The sequence below is a fragment of the Pseudoalteromonas sp. NEC-BIFX-2020_002 genome (assembly GCF_013002825.1).
Classification (GTDB): Bacteria; Pseudomonadota; Gammaproteobacteria; order Enterobacterales; family Alteromonadaceae; genus Pseudoalteromonas; species Pseudoalteromonas neustonica.
The window spans coordinates 20,378-41,247 of record NZ_JABEPJ010000008.1; the positions used below are offsets into that span (position 1 = coordinate 20,378).

Here is a 20,870-nt window from a genome sequence, read left to right on the forward strand (position 1 = left end):
ACTTTGAGTTAAGGAAATACCATGGCGCAAGCGCAATCGGGGATTTGTGCTGAGGCAAACCTACACGGTTTGCATTTATTTTTTAATGTATTTGATGGTCATGACGAGTCATTGCGTAAAAAATTAAAGCGAGTCAGTGTGATTCAAGACGAGTTCGCTGATCAATTTTCAGAATCTATGCTCTCAAGCCTTGTAGCTGTAGGCGCGCAGTATTGGCCACATGTTTTACCTGAGTTCATTCCAAGCCAACTACAAAGCTTTCCTAATATTACGCATAATGATCATGTTATGGGGGCACAGCCGTTCGATTTATTTGTACAAATTCGTTCAGATAGAGAAGACGTAAACCATTTGTTCGCATTACAAATACTTAAATTGTTTGCCCCTGATGTTGAGCTTGTTGAGCAAGTACGTAATTTTCGCTTTTTAGATGGGCGCGACTTTAATGGTTTTATACTCGGGGGGGATACCCCCCATGGTCGTCAAAAGCGAATCACGGCTTTAGTTAGCAGGCCGGGGCACTTTGAAGATCAAGGTAGTTATATCCATGTGCAGCGTTATAAGCATGATTTGAGTGTATGGCAGCATCTATCATTACATGAGCAAGAGCAAATAATGGGGCGTACGCGATTAGATAACACGCTGATCATACCACCGTTAGAAACCAGTCATGCAGTACGAACTGAACTTAAAGACGAGCAAGGTCAAGCGTTGCTTCTCAATCAAAGCATGCCTTACGGTGATGTAAATGAGCAAGGTGTATTAGCAATAAGCTGCGGCGCATTTGGCTCGGTGTTCGAGCAGGTGTTACGTAGCCGTTTAGGGCAGGGCGAATGCTATGACCATTGGCTTGATTTTACACAAGCTGATATGGGGTCGGCATTCTTTGCCCCGTCAATTAACTTTTTAAAGCAGCTTTAAACCGTATCAAATAAAAGACGAACACGCTCAAGGGTTACATCAATTTCTGAAATTTTAGCTGGGGCAATAAAAATAGTGTCGTCTCCGGCAATTGTACCCAAAACACCATCTGCTTTACCTAATGAATCGAGTAAGCGAGCAATTAATTGTGCAGCACCTGGGCTGGTGCGAATAATGATCATCATCTCATTATGCATAATATCAATCACTAATTGGCGCAATGGGCTTTTTGCTGTAGGTACACCCATTTCAGCGGGTAGGCAATATACCATCTCTTGTTTTGCATTACGTGTGCGTACGGCGCCAAATTTACTCAACATGCGCGATACTTTACTCTGGCTGATATTATCAAAACCTTGCTCTTTTAGAGCGTCTACGATTTCGCCTTGAGAACCAAAATTCTCTTCTTTTAAAAGTGATTTAAAGGCTTTCACCAGTGCTTCTTGTTTATCATGTGGTTGCATGTTGCTGTTCTGCTCTTGTTATTTGATGAGCTAAATTCTACACAAAAATGAATATTTATGCAGTAGTTGTTTGTCGTATGCGCTTTGTAAACAAGAAAGTTTACAACTATGGTCGAAATTATATGCAAAATAAGCAGGATAAATTTGTCTTTAGGCATTAATTTCATTATCTTTAGAGCCACAAATATTTCCCTATCTCAAATTACGGAGAATTCCAATGAAAGTTGCTGTATTAGGTGCTGCAGGCGGTATCGGCCAAGCGTTGTCTTTATTATTAAAAACAGGTTTACCAGCTGGTTCTGAATTATCACTTTATGATGTTGCTCCAGTTGTTCCTGGTGTTGCTGTTGACCTTTCTCACATCCCAACAGATGTTAAAGTTGCTGGTTTTGGTGCTGACGCACTTGACCAAGCGTTAACGGGTTGTGATATCGTGCTTATCCCTGCGGGTATGCCACGTAAGCCTGGTATGGACCGTGCTGATTTATTCAACGTAAATGCGGGTATCATCAAAACATTAGCAGAAGGTATCGTTGCTAATTGTCCTACTGCACTTGTGGGTATTATTACAAACCCAGTAAATGGCACTGTGCCAATTGTTGCTGAAGTTTTCAAAAAAGCAGGTACTTACGATGCTAAGCGTGTTTTCGGTATCACTACTTTAGATGTGATCCGTTCTGAAGCGTTCGTAGCTGAGCTTAAAGGTGTTGATGTTGCAACTGTGAAAGTACCAGTAATTGGTGGTCACTCAGGCACAACTATTCTTCCTCTTTTATCTCAAGTTGAAGGTGTTAGCTTTACTGATGAAGAAGTTGCAGCACTTACTCCACGTATCCAAAATGCAGGTACTGAAGTAGTAAATGCTAAAGCTGGCGGTGGTTCTGCTACATTATCAATGGGTGCTGCTGCAGCACGTTTTTGTATGTCTTTAGTTAAAGGCCTACAAGGTGAAGACGTTGTAGATTATGCATACGTTGCAGTTGAAAATGGCGATGCAGAATACTTCGCTCATCCAGTACGTTTAGGTAAAAATGGCGTAGAAGAGATTCTTTCTTACGGCGAACTAAGCGCGTTTGAGTTACAAGCTAAAAACGATATGCTTGATACGCTGAAAAAAGACATCCAAGAAGGTGTTGATTTCATCAACGCTTAACCTTGCTTATATCGCCAGCTGTTGGCGGTAATAAAAAAGCCTGCAATTGCAGGCTTTTTTGTGCTCGAAATCAAATTGTTAATTTTAGTGACTACGATCAACAGCAATACGGGCTAGGCTAACTAAGGCTTCTTTATAAGGCGAATCAGCTAACACAGATAAACAAGCAATGGCTTTATCTGCTTCTTCGTTTGCTTTATTCATGGTGAACTCGAGTGCATTTGTTTCATTTAGCGTATTGAGTATTGCGTCTAAGTGCTCCATACCATTACTGTGCTCAATTGCATCACGAATTAGCTGAACCTGTTCAGCATTACCTTGTTGCATAGCATAGATAAGTGGCAGGGTTGGTTTACCTTCAGCTAAATCATCACCAATGTTTTTACCTAACTGATCTGCATCTGCATTGTAATCAAGTACATCATCAACCAATTGAAAAGCAGTACCTAAATGCATCCCGTATAAATTGAGTGCTTTAAGTGTTTTTTCATTTTGTTCAGTAATGACTGCAGCAAGCCCTGTAGCAGCTTCGAATAACTTAGCTGTCTTAGAGTAAATAACCTGCATATAACTGTCTTCAGTGGTGTCAGGGTCATTGCAGTTCATTAATTGCAGCACTTCACCTTCAGCAATCACGTTCGTTGCATCGGCAAGTATTTGCATTACCTGCATTTTACCAATCCCGACCATAAGCTGAAATGAGCGAGTGTAGATAAAGTCGCCGACCAATACGCTTGCAGCATTACCAAATTCAGCATTTGCTGTTGGTGTGCCGCGACGTAGGTTTGACTCATCAACAACATCGTCATGAAGCAGTGTTGCAGTGTGAATAAATTCAACAATGGTTGCTAAGGTGATATGGTCTTTGCCTTCATAGCCAAGTGCTTTGGCCGCTAAAATAGCTAACATAGGACGAACGCGTTTGCCGCCACTGTTAACAATATATAAGCCAAGCTGATTGACAAGTGCCACATCTGAGCGCATTTGCGCATATATAAGTTGATTGACGTTATTCATATCGTTTTCGATTAACGCCTGGATAGCTTTTATATCCATTGATCTCCGAGCCAAATTTAATGGGTATACGCAGCCGATTGTACAACAAAAAACGCGCTTGCTCGATATTTTGTGACAATTCCCTGAAAAAACACGTTTAAGCAGCTTAATTTAGCCTTAATTAGACAAGTTAACTTTTTATTTTTTTAAAGTTGGCTTAATTCATCGTGGATGTTTTTTATTCATGACGTCTGTTTGCCTACTCTGTAACTTATTTGTCATTCGGTGTTAAAAAGCGCTTGGCATAACGTCAATTTAATATAAAATAGGGGAAAATATTGAATTGCTCTCAATGCAGCTATTTTTTATTCATTTAATTAATAAACGGGCTTGCTAGTTTTTGCACATTAGCGTAAACTTCGCGCCCTATTGAAGAATATTTTAGTTGCGTCGATTTGAGGGCGCACAGACGGAGTTAATTATGTACGCGGTTTTCCAAAGTGGTGGTAAACAGCACCGTGTGACTGAAGGTCAAACAATTCGTCTTGAGAAATTAGACGTTGAGACTGGTGCAGCAGTTGAATTTGATTCAGTACTTTTAGTTGCTGATGGTGAGAAAATCGAGATCGGTGTACCGTTCGTAAACGGTGGTAAAGTAACAGCTGAGGTTGTTTCACATGGTCGCGGTGAGAAGATTAAGGTTGTTAAATTTAGACGCCGTAAGCATTCTCGTAAGCAAATGGGCCATCGTCAATGGTTCACAGAAGTTAAAATCACTGGCATTAGCGCTTAATTAGAGGTACTTAGAAATGGCACATAAAAAAGCAGCTGGTAGTACTCGTAACGGTCGCGATTCAGAAAGCAAACGCCTTGGCGTTAAGCGTTTTGGTGGCGAATCAGTTCTAGCGGGTAGCATCATTGTTCGTCAACGTGGAACTAAATTCCATGCTGGCACAAACGCAGGTATCGGTAAAGACCACACTATCTTCGCAAAAGCAGATGGTAAAGTTCAGTTTGAACAAAAAGGTCCTTTAAACCGTAAATACATAAGCATCGTATCTGAATAATCAGAATCGGTTCTTAAAAAACCCCGCCTTTGCGGGGTTTTTTGTTTTAAGTCTTAAGAATATATCCCCAAGTGTTTTTATCACATAGTGTGCTCTATAGGCCACTTGGGTATATAATAGAGTTATTAACAAGCCAATCCTAAAGTGAGTAATCATGAAGTTTGTAGATGAAGTAGAAATTCGCGCAGAAGCTGGCGACGGTGGCAGTGGTATCGTGTCTTTCCGTCGTGAAAAATATGTCCCAGATGGTGGACCAGACGGCGGTGACGGTGGAGATGGTGGTAGTGTTTATCTACAAGCTGATGAAAACTTAAATACCCTGATCGATTATCAGTTTGAGCGTTTTCATCGAGCTGAGCGTGGTACAAATGGTCGCAGCCGTAACTGTACGGGTAAAAAGGCTGACGACTTATATGTGATGGTGCCAGTGGGTACTCGTATAATGGATGTTGATACTCAAGAAGGTCTTGGCGATTTAACGCAAAATGGTCAAAGAATTTTGGTTGCAAAAGGCGGTTTCCACGGCTTGGGGAATGCGCGTTTTAAATCAAGTACTAACCGAGCGCCTCGTCAAAAAACACTGGGTACACCAGGTGAAGTTCGTAACCTTAAATTAGAGCTCTTATTATTAGCTGATGTAGGTTTATTGGGTTTACCTAATGCAGGGAAATCTACCTTCATACGCAGTGTATCTGCAGCTAGACCTAAAGTGGCAGACTACCCGTTTACCACGCTTGTTCCTAATCTGGGTGTTGTGCGTCCAGAAGCAAATAAATCATTTGTTATTGCCGATATCCCAGGTTTAATAGAAGGCGCATCTGATGGTGCAGGTCTTGGTATTCGCTTTTTGAAGCACCTTGAGCGTTGCCGTGTATTGCTGCATATTATTGATGTAATGCCTGTGGATGGTTCAAACCCAGTTGATAATGCATTCGCGATTATTAATGAGCTACATCAGTACAGCCCTAAGCTTGCTGAAAAACCGCGTTGGTTAGTGTTCAATAAGATTGATTTATTGCCAGAGGATGAAGCTAAGGCGTTGTGTGAGCAAATTGCTGAAGAGCTTGGCGAGACTGAAAATATTTATAGTATTTCAGCAATTAATAAATTACATACACAGCCTCTTATTCATAACATCATGACACTGCTTGATAGTATGCCGAAAGAGAAGTTTGTGCCAATCGAAGATGAAGATGTTGAGTTTAAATGGGATACTTACCATAAAGATGCGACTAAGAAGAAGAATGATGACGACGATGATTGGGATAACTGGGATGACGATGATTATGACGTTGAAGTTGTCTACGAACGTTAATCAGAGATAGATTATATAAAAGGAGCCTGTGCTCCTTTTTTCTTGTTTAATGAAAAAGTATTGGATGTTAATGTGAAAATTTCAATGATTGCCGCGATGGCTAACAACCGAGTTATAGGCCAAGATAATAAAATGCCATGGCATTTACCTGCTGATTTACAGCATTTTAAAGCGGTAACAATGAGTAAACCTGTGATCATGGGACGTAAAACATTTGAGTCAATCGGTCGTCCTTTACCTGGACGAAAAAATATAATCATTAGTCGTAACACTGAATATAGTGCACCAGGTATTGAGGTTGTAGCATCGCCAGAAGCCGCGCTTTCATTGGCTTATGAGAGTGATGAAGTAATGATTATTGGTGGTGGAAATATTTATCAGCAATTTTTAGAACGCGCAGATTCACTCTATCTTACTTTTATTGAGCTTGATGTTGACGGGGATACGCAATTTCCTGATTATGAAAAAATGGCTAATTGGCACGTTGTTGAAGAACAATTTAACCAAGCTGATGAAAAGAATTTACATGCCTATAAATTCGTTACATTAGATAAAATTACGTAACATTATTGCGCTTATTCTTATACGTTGGTACAATATTAGACAATTAGGGTAGGTTAAAAGTATTACACAAGGGTACAAAATGATTAAATTATCGACGTTACTTATTGCTGCAACAGTAGTTTCTGGTTCTATGGTTTTCAGTGCACCAGCTAAAGCAGATGATCAATTAGCAGTTTCAATCTGCGAATACATTGCTGCGGATGATAAAAACCGCTTGCGTAGTAAGCTTAAGAGCTCGCGTGTAAAGATTCGTAATATTTACGATGCTGTACAATGTAATGGTAATAACCTTCTTCGTCATGCGATTGCCAGCAATGCGGCAGATGCAGGTGAGTATGTTGTGAAAAACCTATCTAAAAGTTCATTATCTGACGGTGCAGACATAGCATGGGCTGAGGCAAACGGCCATGGCGGCTCTGCACTAATTGCAGTAATTAAAGATCGTGCGGGTTTATAACCGCTGATTTAATTATTAAAAAAACCGCGGCTGCCGCGGTTTTTTTATGGCGATTCGAATATGGCGTTACCTTATACCAATCTGCATAAATATTTGAACAATTTAACGAATTAAATCACGCTATAACGTCGTTAAAAATTTTTATTTAGAACAACTAGATATAAAAATTTTTGCCTAGGGCGTGTTGACCTTTGTGGATTGAAATTTGCTCAAACGCGGGGAGGTTTAATCGCTCCGCGAGGTTTGGAATCGAGTGGGCTGAGTAAAAACCAAGCAAAGCTTCCGCGTCCTGCTCACGCCCCTTACCTACATCCGTGTAGGTAACAAAGAGTAAATCACCCCGAGGCAGAACCCAAAGGGCAGCGCCTGTTTGACATTGATGCTGCGTTATCGCCATTTATGGGGAGCAACCACACACCATAGGCGCTGCCTTGCCTAAATACCAAACATACTGCTGTAAAATCAATCACGAAAGGTCAACACGCCCTAGCGTTAAGTAAAAAGATATTTAGGATTGGGTTGAGCTTCATTCATACCAAATTTAGGTGAAAATCTAATGTGGTTGGTGTGATTCTTAATCGAATAACTTTACTCTTGAACTTAGATTAAAAAAGCCGCGCTTGTGATTTCAAGCGCGGCTTTTTATCTTTTTTACTCTTTATATTATACTTTAAATGCATCTACCGATAAGCGTAATTCTTCGGCAAGTTTAGCTACTTCCGAGCTTGATATATTGGTCTGGTTAGCTCCCTCAGCAGTTTGTTCAGCGATTGCGACTATTGACTCTAGGCGTTCGCTGATCTCTTGAGATACTTGTTGCTGCTCTTGTGCTGCGGTTGAAATCTCTTCACTTACATCGTGTGCTTGTGCTACGGCTGCTGTGATTGAATCTAAGGCTGTGTTTGCTAAGTCAGATTGCTCAACGCATGATTCAGCTTGCTGTTTGCCTTTTGACATGGCAGCAACCGCAGCTTCAGCACCGCTTTGTAGTGATTCGATCATTGCTTGAATCTCTTGTGTTGACTCTTGTGTCTTACTTGCGAGCGAGCGAACTTCATCAGCAACAACAGCAAAGCCTCGGCCTTGTTCTCCAGCTCGAGCTGCTTCAATTGCGGCATTAAGCGCGAGTAAGTTTGTTTGGTCAGCAATACCACGGATAACATCAAGGATACTGCCAATAGAAGCACTATCTTGGTGAAGCTTATTGATCACTTGTGAAGCAGCGTCAACTTCACGCGCTAGTTGCTCAATGGTCGCTTTATTATGGCTTGAAATACCCTTAACACGGTCAGCTTCTTTGTCTGCATTTTTAATTTCTTTTAATGCTTGTTGTGCACTGTTGCTAACGGTTTGCGAGGTGCTGCTCATTTCAGTAGTCGCAGTAGCAGCTTGTTCAACTTGTGCTTGTTGGTTACGAATAGCTTGACTAGATTCACCTGTAATCGCCGATGTTTCTTCAGATGCAGCAGCAAGCTGTGTCGAACGAGAAATAATACCTTGGATCAAGTTTCTTAAGCTTTCAATTAATGTATTACAGCTACGAGATAACTCGCCAAATTCATCTTTGGCAGTATCATCTAAGCGTTGTGTCATATCGCCACTGGCAACAATGTCAAGGATGCGGTTTACTTCAGCTAAAGGTTTAGTAATACGGCTAACGGTAATGTAGGCAACTATAATTGCTATCAGTGTTGCACTGATCATACCAATCCAAGTCCAAAGGTTAGCAGATTTAACATCGGTGCTTACATCTTTTTGCAACTCAAAAGCGAGATTACTTGCTTGATTAACCAATTTGTTAAGCTGCTTTAATGCTGTGGAAGTGGCAACCTCAGCTTGTGCAAGCTCAGCTTGGGTCATTGCGATCACATCAATTAGCTTTTTCTTGTTAATTGAAATGCTATTTCTGCCCATAACGTTGTCATTCAACGAAACAAAATAGGTATTTAGATCGTTAAATAAATCAGGGTTATCTGCTTCTACCGCAGGTTTTAAAAGTTTTAAGCTGCGTTCAATTTCTTCTAAATAATAGACTTGTTCGTTTTTGACGATATCTAACGTATTTTGTGTTTTTACTGTTAGCATATCCGTACTTGTGGTAACTAATGACAAGAAATTATTTTCTAACATATTTGCGGCTTGAAAAGCACGAGCATCTTTTTCTTCTAACCCATCTATGTCAATAATATCTAATACCACAGAGTTAGCATCTTCTGCTGCCAGTTCAATATTTTCTAATTGAGCGTGAAGTTTTTTGTTTAATTCTAGTTGGCTGCTTTTGTCTTTTAACAAATCTTCAACCGATTTGATAAACCCCTTGTATGTTTGTTCTACATCGAGGCTACTTTGATTCAGCTCTGGGTTGTTTCTTACAACATCTTGTAATTGTAAATAATATTTATCAAAGCGTTGTTTTTGAGCAAAAACTGCTTTTTTAATTGGAGCTAACTCTGCAGCAGATGATGTATAAAAACTACCTTGAGCTGCTTTGCTCATTAATATAAATTCAACTTGTAAATCAGAGCTTTTTTGTAATGCTGGAAGCGATAGTTGATTTACTTGCTGCGCTGAATTATTGATATTGGCTATTCTTAGCAGTGAATTCACCCCAATTAATAGAAGCAATAAGGTGATACAAATAAATCCACCCCATATACGTTGACTAACAGTTAAGTTCATATGAATTTCCATAAAAGAGTAGCGACAAGTGCTTATCGGCTTTATTGCAAATAAGTTAAGTAATTAAATCTAATTACTTTTAACATTGATTACTATAAATTTAACAGAAGATGAATAATTTTTCAGTTAAATGAGACAAAATTAGTAGAATTAACACTAAAGCGTTGCTTATTACTTAGCTCTAAGAGGGTCATTTTTCCTCCCCAAACACAGCCAGTGTCTAAAGCATGTATATGGGAGTGCGACGTTTTCCCTTCAAGTGCAGCCCAATGTCCAAAGACAATATCTTTTTTCAATGTTTTAAATCGAGGGTGATTGAACCAAGGGATCATTGCATTAGAGTCAGTAATAGCACCTTTATAACTAAGATCTAGTTGTTCATCGGGGGTTAGAAAGCGCATTCGAGTAAAGTAATTAACGATATAGCGAAATTTTTCAAATTTAGTAAGTTGTTTGCTCCAGGTGCTAGGGTGAGCCAAGTACATATGATTGAAGAAATCATGAGCGTGAGCACTTTGATAGCAGTCTGTGGCAAATTGAGCATGTTTGAGAGCTTCTTTAATCGTCCATGCGGGGTTAAGACCAGCATGGCTTATAAATACTTGCTGTTCTTCAAGCCATAATGCAAGGGGTTGCTGTTGTAACATCTTTATGTAAGCTGGGAATTTTTCACTGCGCAGTAAGGGGCCTAACTTATCTTTAGGGTTGGCCGCTTTATTTAAAAAGTAGTTAGCAATGAGGTGTAGATCGTGATTACCTAACGTAACGGTAATACTATCTTGGTATGTATATAGATAATCTAAACAAGCGAGTGAGTCAGGTCCACGAGCAACAATATCGCCAACTAAGTAAAGGTGATCTTTGCTAGGGTTAAAGTCAACCTGTTGCAGTAAGGCGTGAAATTCATTAAAGCAGCCTTGTAGATCACCAATTGCATAGTTAGCCATAGTTGTTAATGTAAAATATTTGGCTGTGCTAAACGAAAAACATTAATTGGCGCGTCAAATTCAGTGCCAAATTCATTCTTCAAGGTATAGTATCCTTGCATGGTGCCAACAGGGGTGTCTAGTACTGCGCCGCTTGTGTACTTATAGCTTTCACCAGGACCAATTGTTGGCTTTTCACCAACGACACCTTCTCCTTGCACTTCGATTTCTTTGCCATTGGCATCGGTAATTAACCAATATCGACTTACCAATTTTGCACTGCATAAACTATGGTTTTTAATTGTTACAGAGTACGCGAATACATATTTATCTTGTTCTGGCTGTGATTGCCCTTCAACATAAAATGTCTCTACTGAAACCTTGATGGGTGAGCCCAAATTACTGCTTGTTGTCATAAATCCAATTAGCTATATCAATAAATTGTTGTAACGAAAGACATTCTGCACGCAGCTTAATATCAATACCAATACTTGTTAATTCATCAGCCGTGAGTAAATTAGCGAGGCTATTACGCAGCGTTTTACGGCGTTGATTAAAAGCTTCTAAACACACTGTGTTAAGAATTTTAGTACTTTTAGCTGTACGTTGTTCTGGTTTTTTTGGAATTAACCGAATAACCGCAGAATCTACTTTTGGTGCAGGTTTAAAGCACTCAGGTGGTACTTCTACCACTGGCATTGCGTGGCAATAATATTGCGTCATGACACTTAAACGGCCAAATGTTTTACTACCTGGACCTGCAACCATACGCTTTACAACTTCTTTTTGAAGCATGAAGTGCATGTGCTCAATGTTGTCAGCAAATTCAAATAAGTGAAACAATAAAGGTGTTGAAATGTTGTATGGCAAATTACCAAAAACTTTTAATTTTCGCTCATCATTAATGAGAGTAGAAAAATCAAACTTCATCGCATCACCTTGGTGTACGGTGAGCTTTGGACCTAAAAATGGATGTTCGGTTAGGCGTAAAGCCAAGTCTTTATCTAGCTCAACAACGGTTAAGTGACCACTTAACTCGCTTACAGGCTCAGTGATTGCACCAAGACCAGGACCGATTTCAACTAAATTATCTTCAGGTTTAGGATCAATCGCGGTGACGATTTTATCGATGATCATTTCATCAAATAAAAAGTTTTGCCCAAAACGTTTACGGGCGCGGTGTCCTAAATGTACTTTATCTGTCATTGATTTTGTGCTTTTTCATGGGCGAGCTTAATTGCTTCGCGGATCGCTAATTCAAAACTGCCAACCTCAGCATCACCTGTACCGGCTAAATCGAGTGCCGTACCGTGATCTACTGAAGTGCGTATAAACGGCAAACCAAGAGTTATATTCACTGATTTGCCAAACCCTTTGTATTTTAGCACAGGTAAGCCTTGATCGTGATACATTGCCAGTACCGCATCCGCTTGTGATAGGTATTTATCCTGAAATAATGTATCAGCAGGTAATGGGCCAATTAGGTTCATACCATCGGTATTTAACTGTTCAATTGTTGGGGTTATCGTGTCGATTTCTTCACGGCCTAAATGGCCATCTTCACCTGCATGCGGGTTGAGCCCACACACTAAAATTCGTGGTTTTTCAATACCAAACTTAGTTTGTAAGTCATGGTTTAGTATCCCCGCAACTTTTGTCAAACGTTCGGCAGTAATTGCGCGTGATACATAAGCAAGCGGAATATGTGTGGTTACCAGTGCAACACGTAGTCCCTCGGTTGCAAGCATCATGACTACATCGGCAGTATTTGATTGTTGAGCGAAATACTCTGTGTGACCACTGAATGAAATACCTGCTTGGTTAATGATCCCTTTATGAACAGGACCTGTAACGACAGCATCAAATGTACCATCCATATTTTTTTCAGAAGCAATACGCAGGGTATCTAACACATATTGGCCATTTGCATCATTTAAAACACCAAGCTCAACATCAGCCCCTAAATCGACTTGATGAATATAAATACTGCCAGCAGGTGCAATCGCAGGCGCTGCTGATTCATCAAATGGAATTAAGTTGATATTTAAACCTAACTGTTCTGCACGCTGCTGTAATAATTTAGCGTCAGCAATTGCGATTAATTGAGCCGGCCAGTCATGCTGGATTAGCTTTAAAAGTAAATCAGGGCCAATCCCGGCAGGTTCACCGGGAGTTATTGCTATACGTAGGGTCATTTACTGATCCAATGGAAAGATTTCAACATGGGCTTGTTCACGCATTTCTTGCTGCCAGTTAAAACTTTCTTCTTTAAATTTACGATTAAACAGCATGCCATGAGCACGATTACGTTTAGCTAGCTCAGTTTTATCAGCCACTCGCGTATCTAGCAACTGTATAATGTGCCAACCAAATTTTGTTCTAAAAGGGTCACTAATTTCATTTTTATCCAATGATAAAAGTGTATCTCTAAATGCAGGTACATACGTTGTTGGATCTGTCCAATCATACTCGCCGCCTTTTAGCGCAGAGCCTGGATCTTCTGAATATTCTTTCGCAAGTTCGCCAAAGTCTGCTTTACCAGCACGTAAGTCTTTGGCAAAACCATTAAGCATGTTACGGGCTTTTTCTTCACTTAAAATTATAGATGGGTTGATCAAAATATGGCGAGAGCGTACTTCGGTGGTTTCCACTACTTGACGACCACGAATATCTTGAACTTTAATAATATGGAAACCTGCGCCTGAGCGAAGTGGGCCAACAATGGCTTCTTTCTTCGCGCCTTTAACTGCTTCAGCAAATAGCGATGGCATTTCATTGATGCTCATCCATCCAAGCTGGCCACCTTCAAGTGCTTTAGAGCCGCTTGAAGATGAAATAGCAATACGCTTAAATTCTTTACCCTCTTGTAAAAACTCAATGACTTTATCTGCACGAGTTTTTGCACTGGCTATTTCATCTGCTGTAGCGTTGTTTGGAATATCAACAAGGATATGACCAATATCATACTCTTCAGTATTTTGACCTTGGCTTTCCATTATTTTTAATAAGTTGTCCACTTCCTGTGGGCTTATATAAATACGGCGATCAACATTGGCGCGCATAACTTGTTGCGTTGTGATTTCTTTACGAATTTCTTCACGATACACTTGAAAGCTTTCACCTGATGCCTCGATAGTTCGGCGTAAATCTGCAATCGACCCGCCTTGCTCTTTTGCCATACCAACCAATGTTTGATCAAGTTGACTATCTGAAATCTCTAAACCCATACGCCCAGCAAGCTGCATCATAAGTGCTTGGTTAACTAAACGCTCCATCGCTTGGATACGTAAAGTTTCGTCAGAAGGAAGCTCTTGTTTTTGTTCTTTTGCTTGCAGTTTTACGCGGTTAACGATGGTGTCAACTTCGCTTTTTAAAATAACGCCTTGATTGACAATACCGACAACTTTATCGATTTCAACAGGGGCTGCGAAAACGCTGTGAGATAGGCTTAAGCCTAATAATGCTGATGCTAATAATTTATTTAAATTCATACTTTTTCTAATACTCTTGCTAATACTAGTTATTAAGAAAATACGGTCTACGATAGCCAAAAATACCTTGTTGTAATAATTTTTGTGCATCATAACGGCTTTTACTACCTAATCCTTTCAAGACAATGTTAAAACCAATGCTTGAGTCAAAGGTGGCTTGTTCTAGGCCTATCGCCTGATTTAAATCAGTTTCGATTTGACGACGACCGGTAATTTGAAAGGCCCAACAGCAGGATTCATACTGCAATCCACTGAATGCCTCAATACTACGACCGCTTTCTAAATCACGGTGGTAGCTACTTACAAACTGCCATTGATCACTTAGCGGTATGCTAGTAAACAAGCCAACTTGCTCGATTGTATTGCCTGAGACATCGTTTGCATAGCGATGGTTCAATTGTATCAGCTGATTATCGTCACCTTTATAGTCTAAAGTAACATTTGATTGGATAATCTGCTTGCCATCAGTGTCATATTGTATGCCACCGGATAAATACCAACGACGGTGCCAATGTAACATGGTTTGCGCGGCAAACAAGGCATTATAGTTTGTATCGGAGTTTAACCCTTGCGATGTTGGCTTAGCTGAATCGCTCAGGTAGAAGATTTGTCCTGCACTGAAATTAAACAATTCCTCGCTTTTATTATTAAATAACCGGGTTGTTGCACCGAGTGTAAATTGGTTCGCTGCAGCAATACGGTCAACGCTTGAAAAGCGGCTATCGCGAAACAGACCAAAAAAGTCATCTTGTAGCTTAGTTGTATCGTATAAGCCAATATCTGATTGATCTTTATTTGGTGTGTATAAATATTGTATTTGTGGTTCTAAGGTTTGAATGCCGTTATCAGTAAACGTTGTTGTGTCACGTTCAAAATTTAATTGGCTGTGTAAACGAACTTTAGGAAGCGTACGAGAGACTGACTTAGCGTAGTCAGTACCGTTTAAGTCACCTTCTTGCCTATAGTTAGTATGTAGAAGGCTAAGTTCAGACAAAAATGACCATGCATGTTCTTGATAACCAAAGCTGGCTTTAGGTTCAATGTGTAAGCGAGTAGCCTTTTCAATTACCTCAGTGTCGTTAGTAAAGTGGCTTAATTCACCATTTAAGGTTAAATCAACGGCTTTAAATTGAAATGGTGTTGTTTGTGTAAACGTAATTTGCGGCAGTGCTGCGTAAGATTCTACGTGATCACCAAGCACTTCAAAGTTTTGTACTTGAATATCTGTTCGCCACAGTTCTCCTAAATAAGATAAAGAACCGGTGCGATATAGTTGTGTGTCGGTACTTGCAGCATAGCCTGAATTTAAATCAGTTAAGTAGTTATCATCGCTGACATTTGTAATGTCGATATTTGCGCGCCAATTTTCACCGAAATAGCTTTGTTGTTGCCAGTGAAATAGGAAGCGATCGTTTAGTTCAGGTTCAGACTCATCTTTATTTAAATACTCTAGACCAAGTAATCCTTGGCTCGTTTCGCTTAAATATCTAAATTCAGCCTGCAGTTGTAAGCCTTTATTAGACATATAACGAGGTGTGATGGTGGCATCGTAGTTTGGGGCAATATTCCAGTAGTATGGCGTGACTGTTTCAATACCATAACGATCAGAACTAGAAATATTTGGTGTTAATAACCCTGACTTTCTACGCTCATCAATAGGGAAGGTAAAGTAGGGCAAGTACAACACAGGGGTATCCATAATACGCAATACCATGTCATGCGTTTCTCCCCAGCCTTCTTCACGAGAAAGAGCAATTTCCTCAGCTTGAATTGCCCACAATGGCGTTTCGCCTGGGCAGGTAGTAAAGCTTGCGTTCAGCAGGTTTAAGCCAGACTTGTTAACAGTGAGTTTTTCAGCACCGCCATGGCCTTGTTGGTCAGTAAGTTTGTAATCAGCACCCAATAAACTAATTTGAGAGTTATTTAAATCAGCATTTAAACCTGAGCTTTTTACTTCACTAATTGGATCGCGATAAGTAATTGGGCCTGTAGCATTAAGGAGCCCGCGCTGTTTATCAATAAGTGCACTTTGTGCGGACAAACTCATAGTAAGGGTGTTAATATCAACGTTACCGGTAAATTCTGCGCTTTGAGTACCAAGCAATTCAATATCATCTGATTTGATATCGACCATGCCAAAGTCAAGGCCAGCAAGCGGTTGCCAAGCTCTGGTTTGCATTGAATTGCCACAAAGATTGTGTGCCAGTTCAGTTTCGGCAAGCGATGGTGCGCTGATCACACTTAGCATCATTATGCCCCAGGTTTTGCTCATTTATTAACCTTAATATGGTGTCGTTGAATATAGACCTCACATAATAAAGGAAAACAATGGCAAATACAGTAATTGACTTAGTGAAAAATAGATATCTTGTAAAATGAACCGTTATAAAAGTTTACAGCAGTTTTTAAATCCCCACTTTAGTGATGAAGAATACCAGTTAGCTGCGATCACGGGGGATGCGAGTTTTCGCCGTTATTTCCGTTTAAATCGCGGTCAAGATAGTTACATTGTTATGGACTCTGATCCAACTAAACTCGATAACACCCCCTATATTGAACTTAATAAAGTTTTTTCCGAGCATGGCTTCAAACTACCAAAAATATTACATGCCGATGAAAAACAAGGATTCTTCTTATTAAGTGATCTAGGCAATATACACCTCGCTGATATGCTAGAGGACAAAGAACGGACTAGCCACTATAAGCACCTCATAAAACTCAGTGCACAATGGGCTAAAATGCCGCCTGTAGCATACATGAAAGATTTTGACCGTGAATTTTTAGAGCTTGAACTCGGTATTTTCTTACAGTGGCTAGTGGAAGGATTTTTAGGGCTGACAGTGACACCCGCAATTGATGCTCTGTGGAAACGCAGCGCGGAATTGCTTATTGAAAATGTACTTGCCCAGCCAAGTGTTACAGTACATCGAGATTTTCATAGTCGTAACATTATGCGGAGTAACCAGCAATGGGCGATTATTGATTACCAAGACGCGGTTCAAGGCCCTGTGTGTTATGACCTTGTTTCATTATTGCGCGATTGCTATTTTAAACTGCCCCATGATGAGCTCGAATATTTACTTGAGCACGCCTATAAAGAGTTTAAGGAGCAAGGTCTGATCAGTGCTAACGTAAGTTTTGCACAATTTAAGCAGTGGTTTGATTTGACCGGTATTCAACGGCATTTAAAAGCCGCAGGTATCTTTTGTCGTTTAAATTTACGTGATGGCAAGCTGGGCTATATGGAAAACGTACTTCCGACATTACGCTATATTGCGGATGTGGCACAAGAACATAAAACGCTGCAACCATTAGGGTTATGGATTGCCAATACCATCATTCCTGCTACGCGTGTCGCGATAAAAGAAAAATTAGGTAATTAATAAATGAAAGCGATGATTTTAGCCGCGGGGCGTGGTCAAAGAATGATGCCACTGACAGCGAAATTGCCCAAGCCGATGTTACAGGTCGCAGGTATGCCGCTTATAGAACACCATATCGAGCGTCTGAAAAGCGCGGGAATTACAGAAATTGTAATTAATCTTGCATGGCAAGGTGATAAAATTAGTGATTACTTTGGTGACGGTAGCGCATTTGATGTAAAAATTATTTACAGCCACGAGCCTGAAGGGGGGCTTGAAACTGCCGGCGGGATCATCCATGCATTACCTTTGCTTGGTGATGACTTTATCGTTATTAACGGGGATATATTTACCGATTACGATATAAGCTCATTAGCGCAATTACATTTAGATATTGGTGAAGGGCATATCGTACTTGTTGAAAACCCTGCGCATAACCCTGATGGGGATTTTACTTTGCGTCACTTGGGCCCTGAAAGTCAAAAGTATACTTTTTCGGGTATTAGTCGGTTTCAGCGTCATTTTTTTGATGGTTTACAAGGCGGCGTATTGCCTTTAGGGCCATTGTTACGCATGCGTTTGAACGAATGTGATGTATCGACACAGTTGTACATTGGTATGTGGAATGATGTCGGTACCCCGCAACGGTTAGCGCAATTAAATGAACATGTAAGAGGAGCACCTCATGTGGGGTAAAATTTTAGGTGCCTGTTTTGGTTTTATGTTTGGGCGTATTGTTGGATTGTTTATAGGCCTATATTTAGGGCATATGTTTGATAAAAGCCTCAAGAAAAATTTTGATAAAGCGGGTGGCTTTTCAAACTTATTTAAAGGTGATGATGATATAAATCAACGCCAAGCATTGTTCTTTTCAAGCTGTTTTGCTGTTATGGGGCATATAGCGAAATCAAATGGGAGAGTCAGTGAAACTCATATTCGTGCTGCCAGTCTATTTATGGATGAGATGGGTTTAAAGGGTGATGACCGTAAAGAAGCACAAGGTGCATTTAAAGCAGGTAAAGAAGCTGACTTTTCATTAAAAGAAACGGTTTATGATTTTAAAGAGCGCTTTGCTCGTCGTCATGATTTACTGCAGCTTTTTTTAGAAATTCAAATCCAAATGGCATTTTCTGACGGTGTGCTTGCCGCTCAAGAAAAAGAGCTATTACAAGAAGTCAGCAAGCATTTGGGTATTTCAAAAACACATTTTGCGTTTGTACTTAAGCGGTATCAGGCTGAGTTTTCATTCCGCCAGCAGCAACAGCGCTATCAACAACAGCAAAATCGTCAGCAAGGTCAAAACAGTAGCTATCGAGAAGGCTCAGGTCATCATGTTCCACCCAATAATGGCATGAGCCGCACTCAAGCCTTGGCGTTGTTGGGTTTAAATAATGAAGCGAGTGAGCGTGATGTAAAAGTAGCGTATCGTAAATTAATGGCGCAACATCATCCTGATAAATTAGTATCTCAAGGCTTACCTAAGCATATGATGGAACTGGCTGTGAAAAAAAGCCAAGATATTCAATCGGCTTATGAGTACTTAAAAAAGGCGGCGTAAAAAACCGTCCACCTCTTTGGTTAATCGCTCATGTTGCTCCGGCGCTGAGCGTAAACCAAATAACTCACGTTGGCGGTAATCATATTTACTATGACGTTTTACCCAACGCTTTCTTTGGGCAATGCTTAACAGCAAGTTGGAATTATCAACGCTGTAATAAACATCCAGCAGTGGTGGGCTAATCGTTGATATTGTTGCATTGAGCTTTTTATTTCGCTCAGTGTTTGGCAAGTAGCTGCTAAGGCTAATAAATGCATCAATATTTGTGCTTGGAAAGCTTGCATAATGCTCTAATAAAACCCCAGCACTGGCACCTTGAGCCACTACGACTATTTTCCCATCTTCATTTAAAGCACTTTCATACAAGGCGTTAAATCGCGAAATAAGGTTAAGCTTATAGTTATCAATAATCGCGTTGCTGATCATAGGAATTGCATCTACATGCTTGGGTGAAGCCATTGGTGCAGGGGCTTGTTCTAGCGCATCATTTGCAGGAGTATTAGTTGGTGCTTCGGTATTTTCTTGGGGATCGGGTGTTGTGGCTTCTGTTTCGTTGATGGCGCTATCGTTGACGGTGCTATCGTTGGCGTACCAATCTATATCAGGGACTGTCATTGCAATAGTTGCGTAGCCTAAATCATTTAGCTCAGTACGCAAAAAATTAACACCGTCATTATTCGTTGGTAAATGCTGCCAATCAGGAATAATTAAAACCACACCACGTTGTTGAGCACTCATATGTTGACGGTATAACGTTGTAAACTCTGTTTCGCCAGCGAGTAGGGGTTTTACTTCATCATCAGGCATTAAGCGTGCTAAATCACTGCTAGCAATAGTTGACCATGGTGTTGGCGCAATGAAATCAGCCGCAAAGAGGGGCGCTGCCAACATTAAACAGCCGACAAAGCTGATTAATTGATGGTTTTTTAATTTTTTGCCAATAATCATAGTAACCACGTGCAATGAATCAATATATGGTTATCGGCTTTAATTGTAAAAAGTTTAGCGTAATTTCTATCAATCAAACGATGTAATTAAAAATCAGGTTCAGCTTCAAAGATCATAGTTTGTTCAGTGATAGGGTGGGTGAGTTGCAACATTTGCGCATGTAACTGCAAGCGTGGTGCTGCACTTAAGGCATCAGGATGAGCGTACAACCTATCACCTAAAATAGGGTGACCCAACGATAGCATATGGACGCGTAATTGATGAGAGCGGCCTGTAATTGGCGTTAACTCTACGCGCGTTGCGTGTGCTTCATATTCCAGTACGTTGTAATGCGTCAAGGAAGGCTTACCATTATCATGATCAACCATTTGTTTTGGGCGGTTAGGCCAGTCACAAATAAGGGGTAAATCTACAGATCCAGTTTCAGGTTTAAGCTTGCCGTACACACGAGCAATATAGCGCTTAGCTGTTTGACGTTCTTGAAATTGCATACTTACATGGCGATGAGCGGCTTTATTCATCGCTAAACAAATAATCCCAGAGGTTGCCATATCCAAACGATGAACAATTTTAGCGGTGGGGAATACACGATTAACACGGGCAATTAAACAGTCTGCGTGTTTAGGATCTTTGCCGGGTACTGTTAATAGCTCACTGGGCTTATTTACAATCAGTAAATCATCATCCTGATAAACAATGGTTAAATACGGATCGAGCGGGGGGTTGTAATTAAGTAACACGATAGACCTCAGCGATTCACAAGCGTTGCATTTTAGTGTAGTCGTCCTTATTTCACAATCACTAGGCTTGATTCCTTTTCAAGTAAGCGTTTATGTTGGCTACAATATTTGTTTGAAGGTTAAAAAAGCGTGGTATAAATTAATACACCGCGCTTTTCTAAAGCTTATAGCTTATAGCTTATAGCTTATAGCTTATAGCTTATAGCTTATAGCTTATAACTTATAACTT

At 40.3% G+C, this 20,870-nt stretch carries 21 protein-coding genes; 10 read left to right on the forward strand and 11 right to left on the reverse strand.

All coding sequences use genetic code 11. The features are described from left to right. The first annotated feature begins 21 nt into the window (after positions 1 to 21). The gene (locus HJP15_RS10515) at positions 22 to 921 is read left to right on the forward strand and encodes a Dyp-type peroxidase (RefSeq protein ID WP_054203095.1); all 900 of its coding nucleotides are present in this window, start codon (positions 22 to 24) and stop codon (positions 919 to 921) included. Here HJP15_RS10515 and argR read toward each other — a convergent pair. Further along, on the reverse strand, positions 918 to 1,385 hold the full coding sequence (gene argR / locus HJP15_RS10520; protein WP_054454574.1) for a transcriptional regulator ArgR: 468 nt from the start codon (positions 1,383 to 1,385) through the stop codon (positions 918 to 920). The two genes, HJP15_RS10515 and argR, sit on opposite strands and share 4 nt — an antisense overlap. Before the next feature lie 217 nt (positions 1,386 to 1,602). Here argR and mdh point away from each other — a divergent pair, with 217 nt between their 5' ends. Then, positions 1,603 to 2,538: a malate dehydrogenase gene (mdh, locus tag HJP15_RS10525; RefSeq protein ID WP_054203097.1), complete on the forward strand. Its 936-nt coding sequence runs from the start codon at positions 1,603 to 1,605 to the stop codon at positions 2,536 to 2,538. Between the two features lie 84 nt (positions 2,539 to 2,622). Here mdh and ispB read toward each other — a convergent pair whose 3' ends face one another. Continuing rightward, entirely contained in the window at positions 2,623 to 3,594 is a 972-nt protein-coding gene (ispB, locus tag HJP15_RS10530; protein ID WP_054203098.1) for an octaprenyl diphosphate synthase, read from the reverse strand. Between the two features lie 421 nt (positions 3,595 to 4,015). On the opposite strand from ispB, the gene rplU reads away from it, so the two are divergent. The 5 genes from rplU to HJP15_RS10555 all read left to right on the forward strand — a co-directional run bounded on the left by rplU (position 4,016) and on the right by HJP15_RS10555 (position 6,937). Beyond that, a complete protein-coding gene (rplU, locus tag HJP15_RS10535) occupies positions 4,016 to 4,327 on the forward strand; it encodes a 50S ribosomal protein L21 (protein WP_004587921.1) in 312 nt (103 codons plus the stop codon). Between the two features lie 16 nt (positions 4,328 to 4,343). Next, a complete protein-coding gene (gene rpmA / locus HJP15_RS10540) occupies positions 4,344 to 4,601 on the forward strand; it encodes a 50S ribosomal protein L27 (RefSeq protein ID WP_054203099.1) in 258 nt (85 codons plus the stop codon). Positions 4,602 to 4,755: 154 nt separating this feature from the next. Continuing rightward, positions 4,756 to 5,916: an Obg family GTPase CgtA gene (gene cgtA / locus HJP15_RS10545; protein WP_054203100.1), complete on the forward strand. Its 1,161-nt coding sequence runs from the start codon at positions 4,756 to 4,758 to the stop codon at positions 5,914 to 5,916. Between the two features lie 72 nt (positions 5,917 to 5,988). Next, positions 5,989 to 6,480: a type 3 dihydrofolate reductase gene (gene folA / locus HJP15_RS10550; RefSeq protein ID WP_054454612.1), complete on the forward strand. Its 492-nt coding sequence runs from the start codon at positions 5,989 to 5,991 to the stop codon at positions 6,478 to 6,480. A gap of 79 nt (positions 6,481 to 6,559) precedes the next feature. After that, entirely contained in the window at positions 6,560 to 6,937 is a 378-nt protein-coding gene (locus tag HJP15_RS10555; protein WP_054203101.1) for a DUF3718 domain-containing protein, read from the forward strand. Between the two features lie 663 nt (positions 6,938 to 7,600). Here the strand turns inward: HJP15_RS10555 and HJP15_RS10560 are convergent. From HJP15_RS10560 to lptD, 7 genes are all read right to left on the reverse strand, one after another. Then, the gene (locus tag HJP15_RS10560; RefSeq protein WP_054203102.1) at positions 7,601 to 9,616 is read right to left on the reverse strand and encodes a methyl-accepting chemotaxis protein; all 2,016 of its coding nucleotides are present in this window, start codon (positions 9,614 to 9,616) and stop codon (positions 7,601 to 7,603) included. 122 nt (positions 9,617 to 9,738) lie between these two features. Further along, the gene (locus HJP15_RS10565) at positions 9,739 to 10,563 is read right to left on the reverse strand and encodes a symmetrical bis(5'-nucleosyl)-tetraphosphatase (RefSeq protein ID WP_170173744.1); all 825 of its coding nucleotides are present in this window, start codon (positions 10,561 to 10,563) and stop codon (positions 9,739 to 9,741) included. A 5-nt stretch (positions 10,564 to 10,568) separates the two neighbouring features. After that, entirely contained in the window at positions 10,569 to 10,958 is a 390-nt protein-coding gene (gene apaG / locus HJP15_RS10570; RefSeq protein WP_054203104.1) for a Co2+/Mg2+ efflux facilitator ApaG/CorD, read from the reverse strand. After that, complete coding sequence (gene rsmA, locus HJP15_RS10575) at positions 10,942 to 11,748, reverse strand: 16S rRNA (adenine(1518)-N(6)/adenine(1519)-N(6))-dimethyltransferase RsmA (protein ID WP_054203105.1); 807 nt, start codon at positions 11,746 to 11,748, stop codon at positions 10,942 to 10,944. The genes apaG and rsmA overlap by 17 nt, the downstream gene beginning before the upstream one ends. Further along, the gene (gene pdxA / locus HJP15_RS10580) at positions 11,745 to 12,737 is read right to left on the reverse strand and encodes a 4-hydroxythreonine-4-phosphate dehydrogenase PdxA (RefSeq protein ID WP_054454571.1); all 993 of its coding nucleotides are present in this window, start codon (positions 12,735 to 12,737) and stop codon (positions 11,745 to 11,747) included. Before pdxA ends, rsmA begins: the two co-directional genes overlap by 4 nt. Continuing rightward, complete coding sequence (gene surA / locus HJP15_RS10585) at positions 12,738 to 14,033, reverse strand: peptidylprolyl isomerase SurA (protein ID WP_054203107.1); 1,296 nt, start codon at positions 14,031 to 14,033, stop codon at positions 12,738 to 12,740. It lies immediately after the preceding gene. Between the two features lie 25 nt (positions 14,034 to 14,058). Further along, positions 14,059 to 16,305: an LPS assembly protein LptD gene (gene lptD / locus HJP15_RS10590; protein ID WP_169326724.1), complete on the reverse strand. Its 2,247-nt coding sequence runs from the start codon at positions 16,303 to 16,305 to the stop codon at positions 14,059 to 14,061. A gap of 103 nt (positions 16,306 to 16,408) precedes the next feature. Here lptD and HJP15_RS10595 point away from each other — a divergent pair, with 103 nt between their 5' ends. The 3 genes from HJP15_RS10595 to djlA are packed head-to-tail and all read left to right on the forward strand — an operon-like array spanning position 16,409 to position 18,953. Further along, positions 16,409 to 17,416 carry an aminoglycoside phosphotransferase family protein gene (locus HJP15_RS10595; protein WP_054203109.1) on the forward strand — a complete coding sequence of 336 codons (1,008 nt, stop codon included), beginning with the start codon at positions 16,409 to 16,411 and terminating at the stop codon, positions 17,414 to 17,416. A 3-nt stretch (positions 17,417 to 17,419) separates the two neighbouring features. After that, positions 17,420 to 18,091, forward strand: a complete 672-nt coding sequence (gene murU / locus HJP15_RS10600; RefSeq protein ID WP_054203110.1) for an N-acetylmuramate alpha-1-phosphate uridylyltransferase MurU — start codon at positions 17,420 to 17,422, stop codon at positions 18,089 to 18,091. Next, positions 18,081 to 18,953, forward strand: a complete 873-nt coding sequence (gene djlA / locus HJP15_RS10605) for a co-chaperone DjlA (protein WP_170173745.1) — start codon at positions 18,081 to 18,083, stop codon at positions 18,951 to 18,953. The genes murU and djlA overlap by 11 nt, the downstream gene beginning before the upstream one ends. Here djlA and HJP15_RS10610 read toward each other — a convergent pair. Beyond that, positions 18,936 to 19,901 (reverse strand): DUF3530 family protein, encoded by a 966-nt coding sequence (locus HJP15_RS10610; protein WP_170173746.1) that lies wholly within the window; start codon positions 19,899 to 19,901, stop codon positions 18,936 to 18,938. The two genes, djlA and HJP15_RS10610, sit on opposite strands and share 18 nt — an antisense overlap. Positions 19,902 to 19,987: 86 nt before the next feature. Beyond that, positions 19,988 to 20,641, reverse strand: a complete 654-nt coding sequence (rluA, locus tag HJP15_RS10615; RefSeq protein WP_054203113.1) for a bifunctional tRNA pseudouridine(32) synthase/23S rRNA pseudouridine(746) synthase RluA — start codon at positions 20,639 to 20,641, stop codon at positions 19,988 to 19,990. Between the last annotated feature and the right edge of the window lie 229 nt (positions 20,642 to 20,870).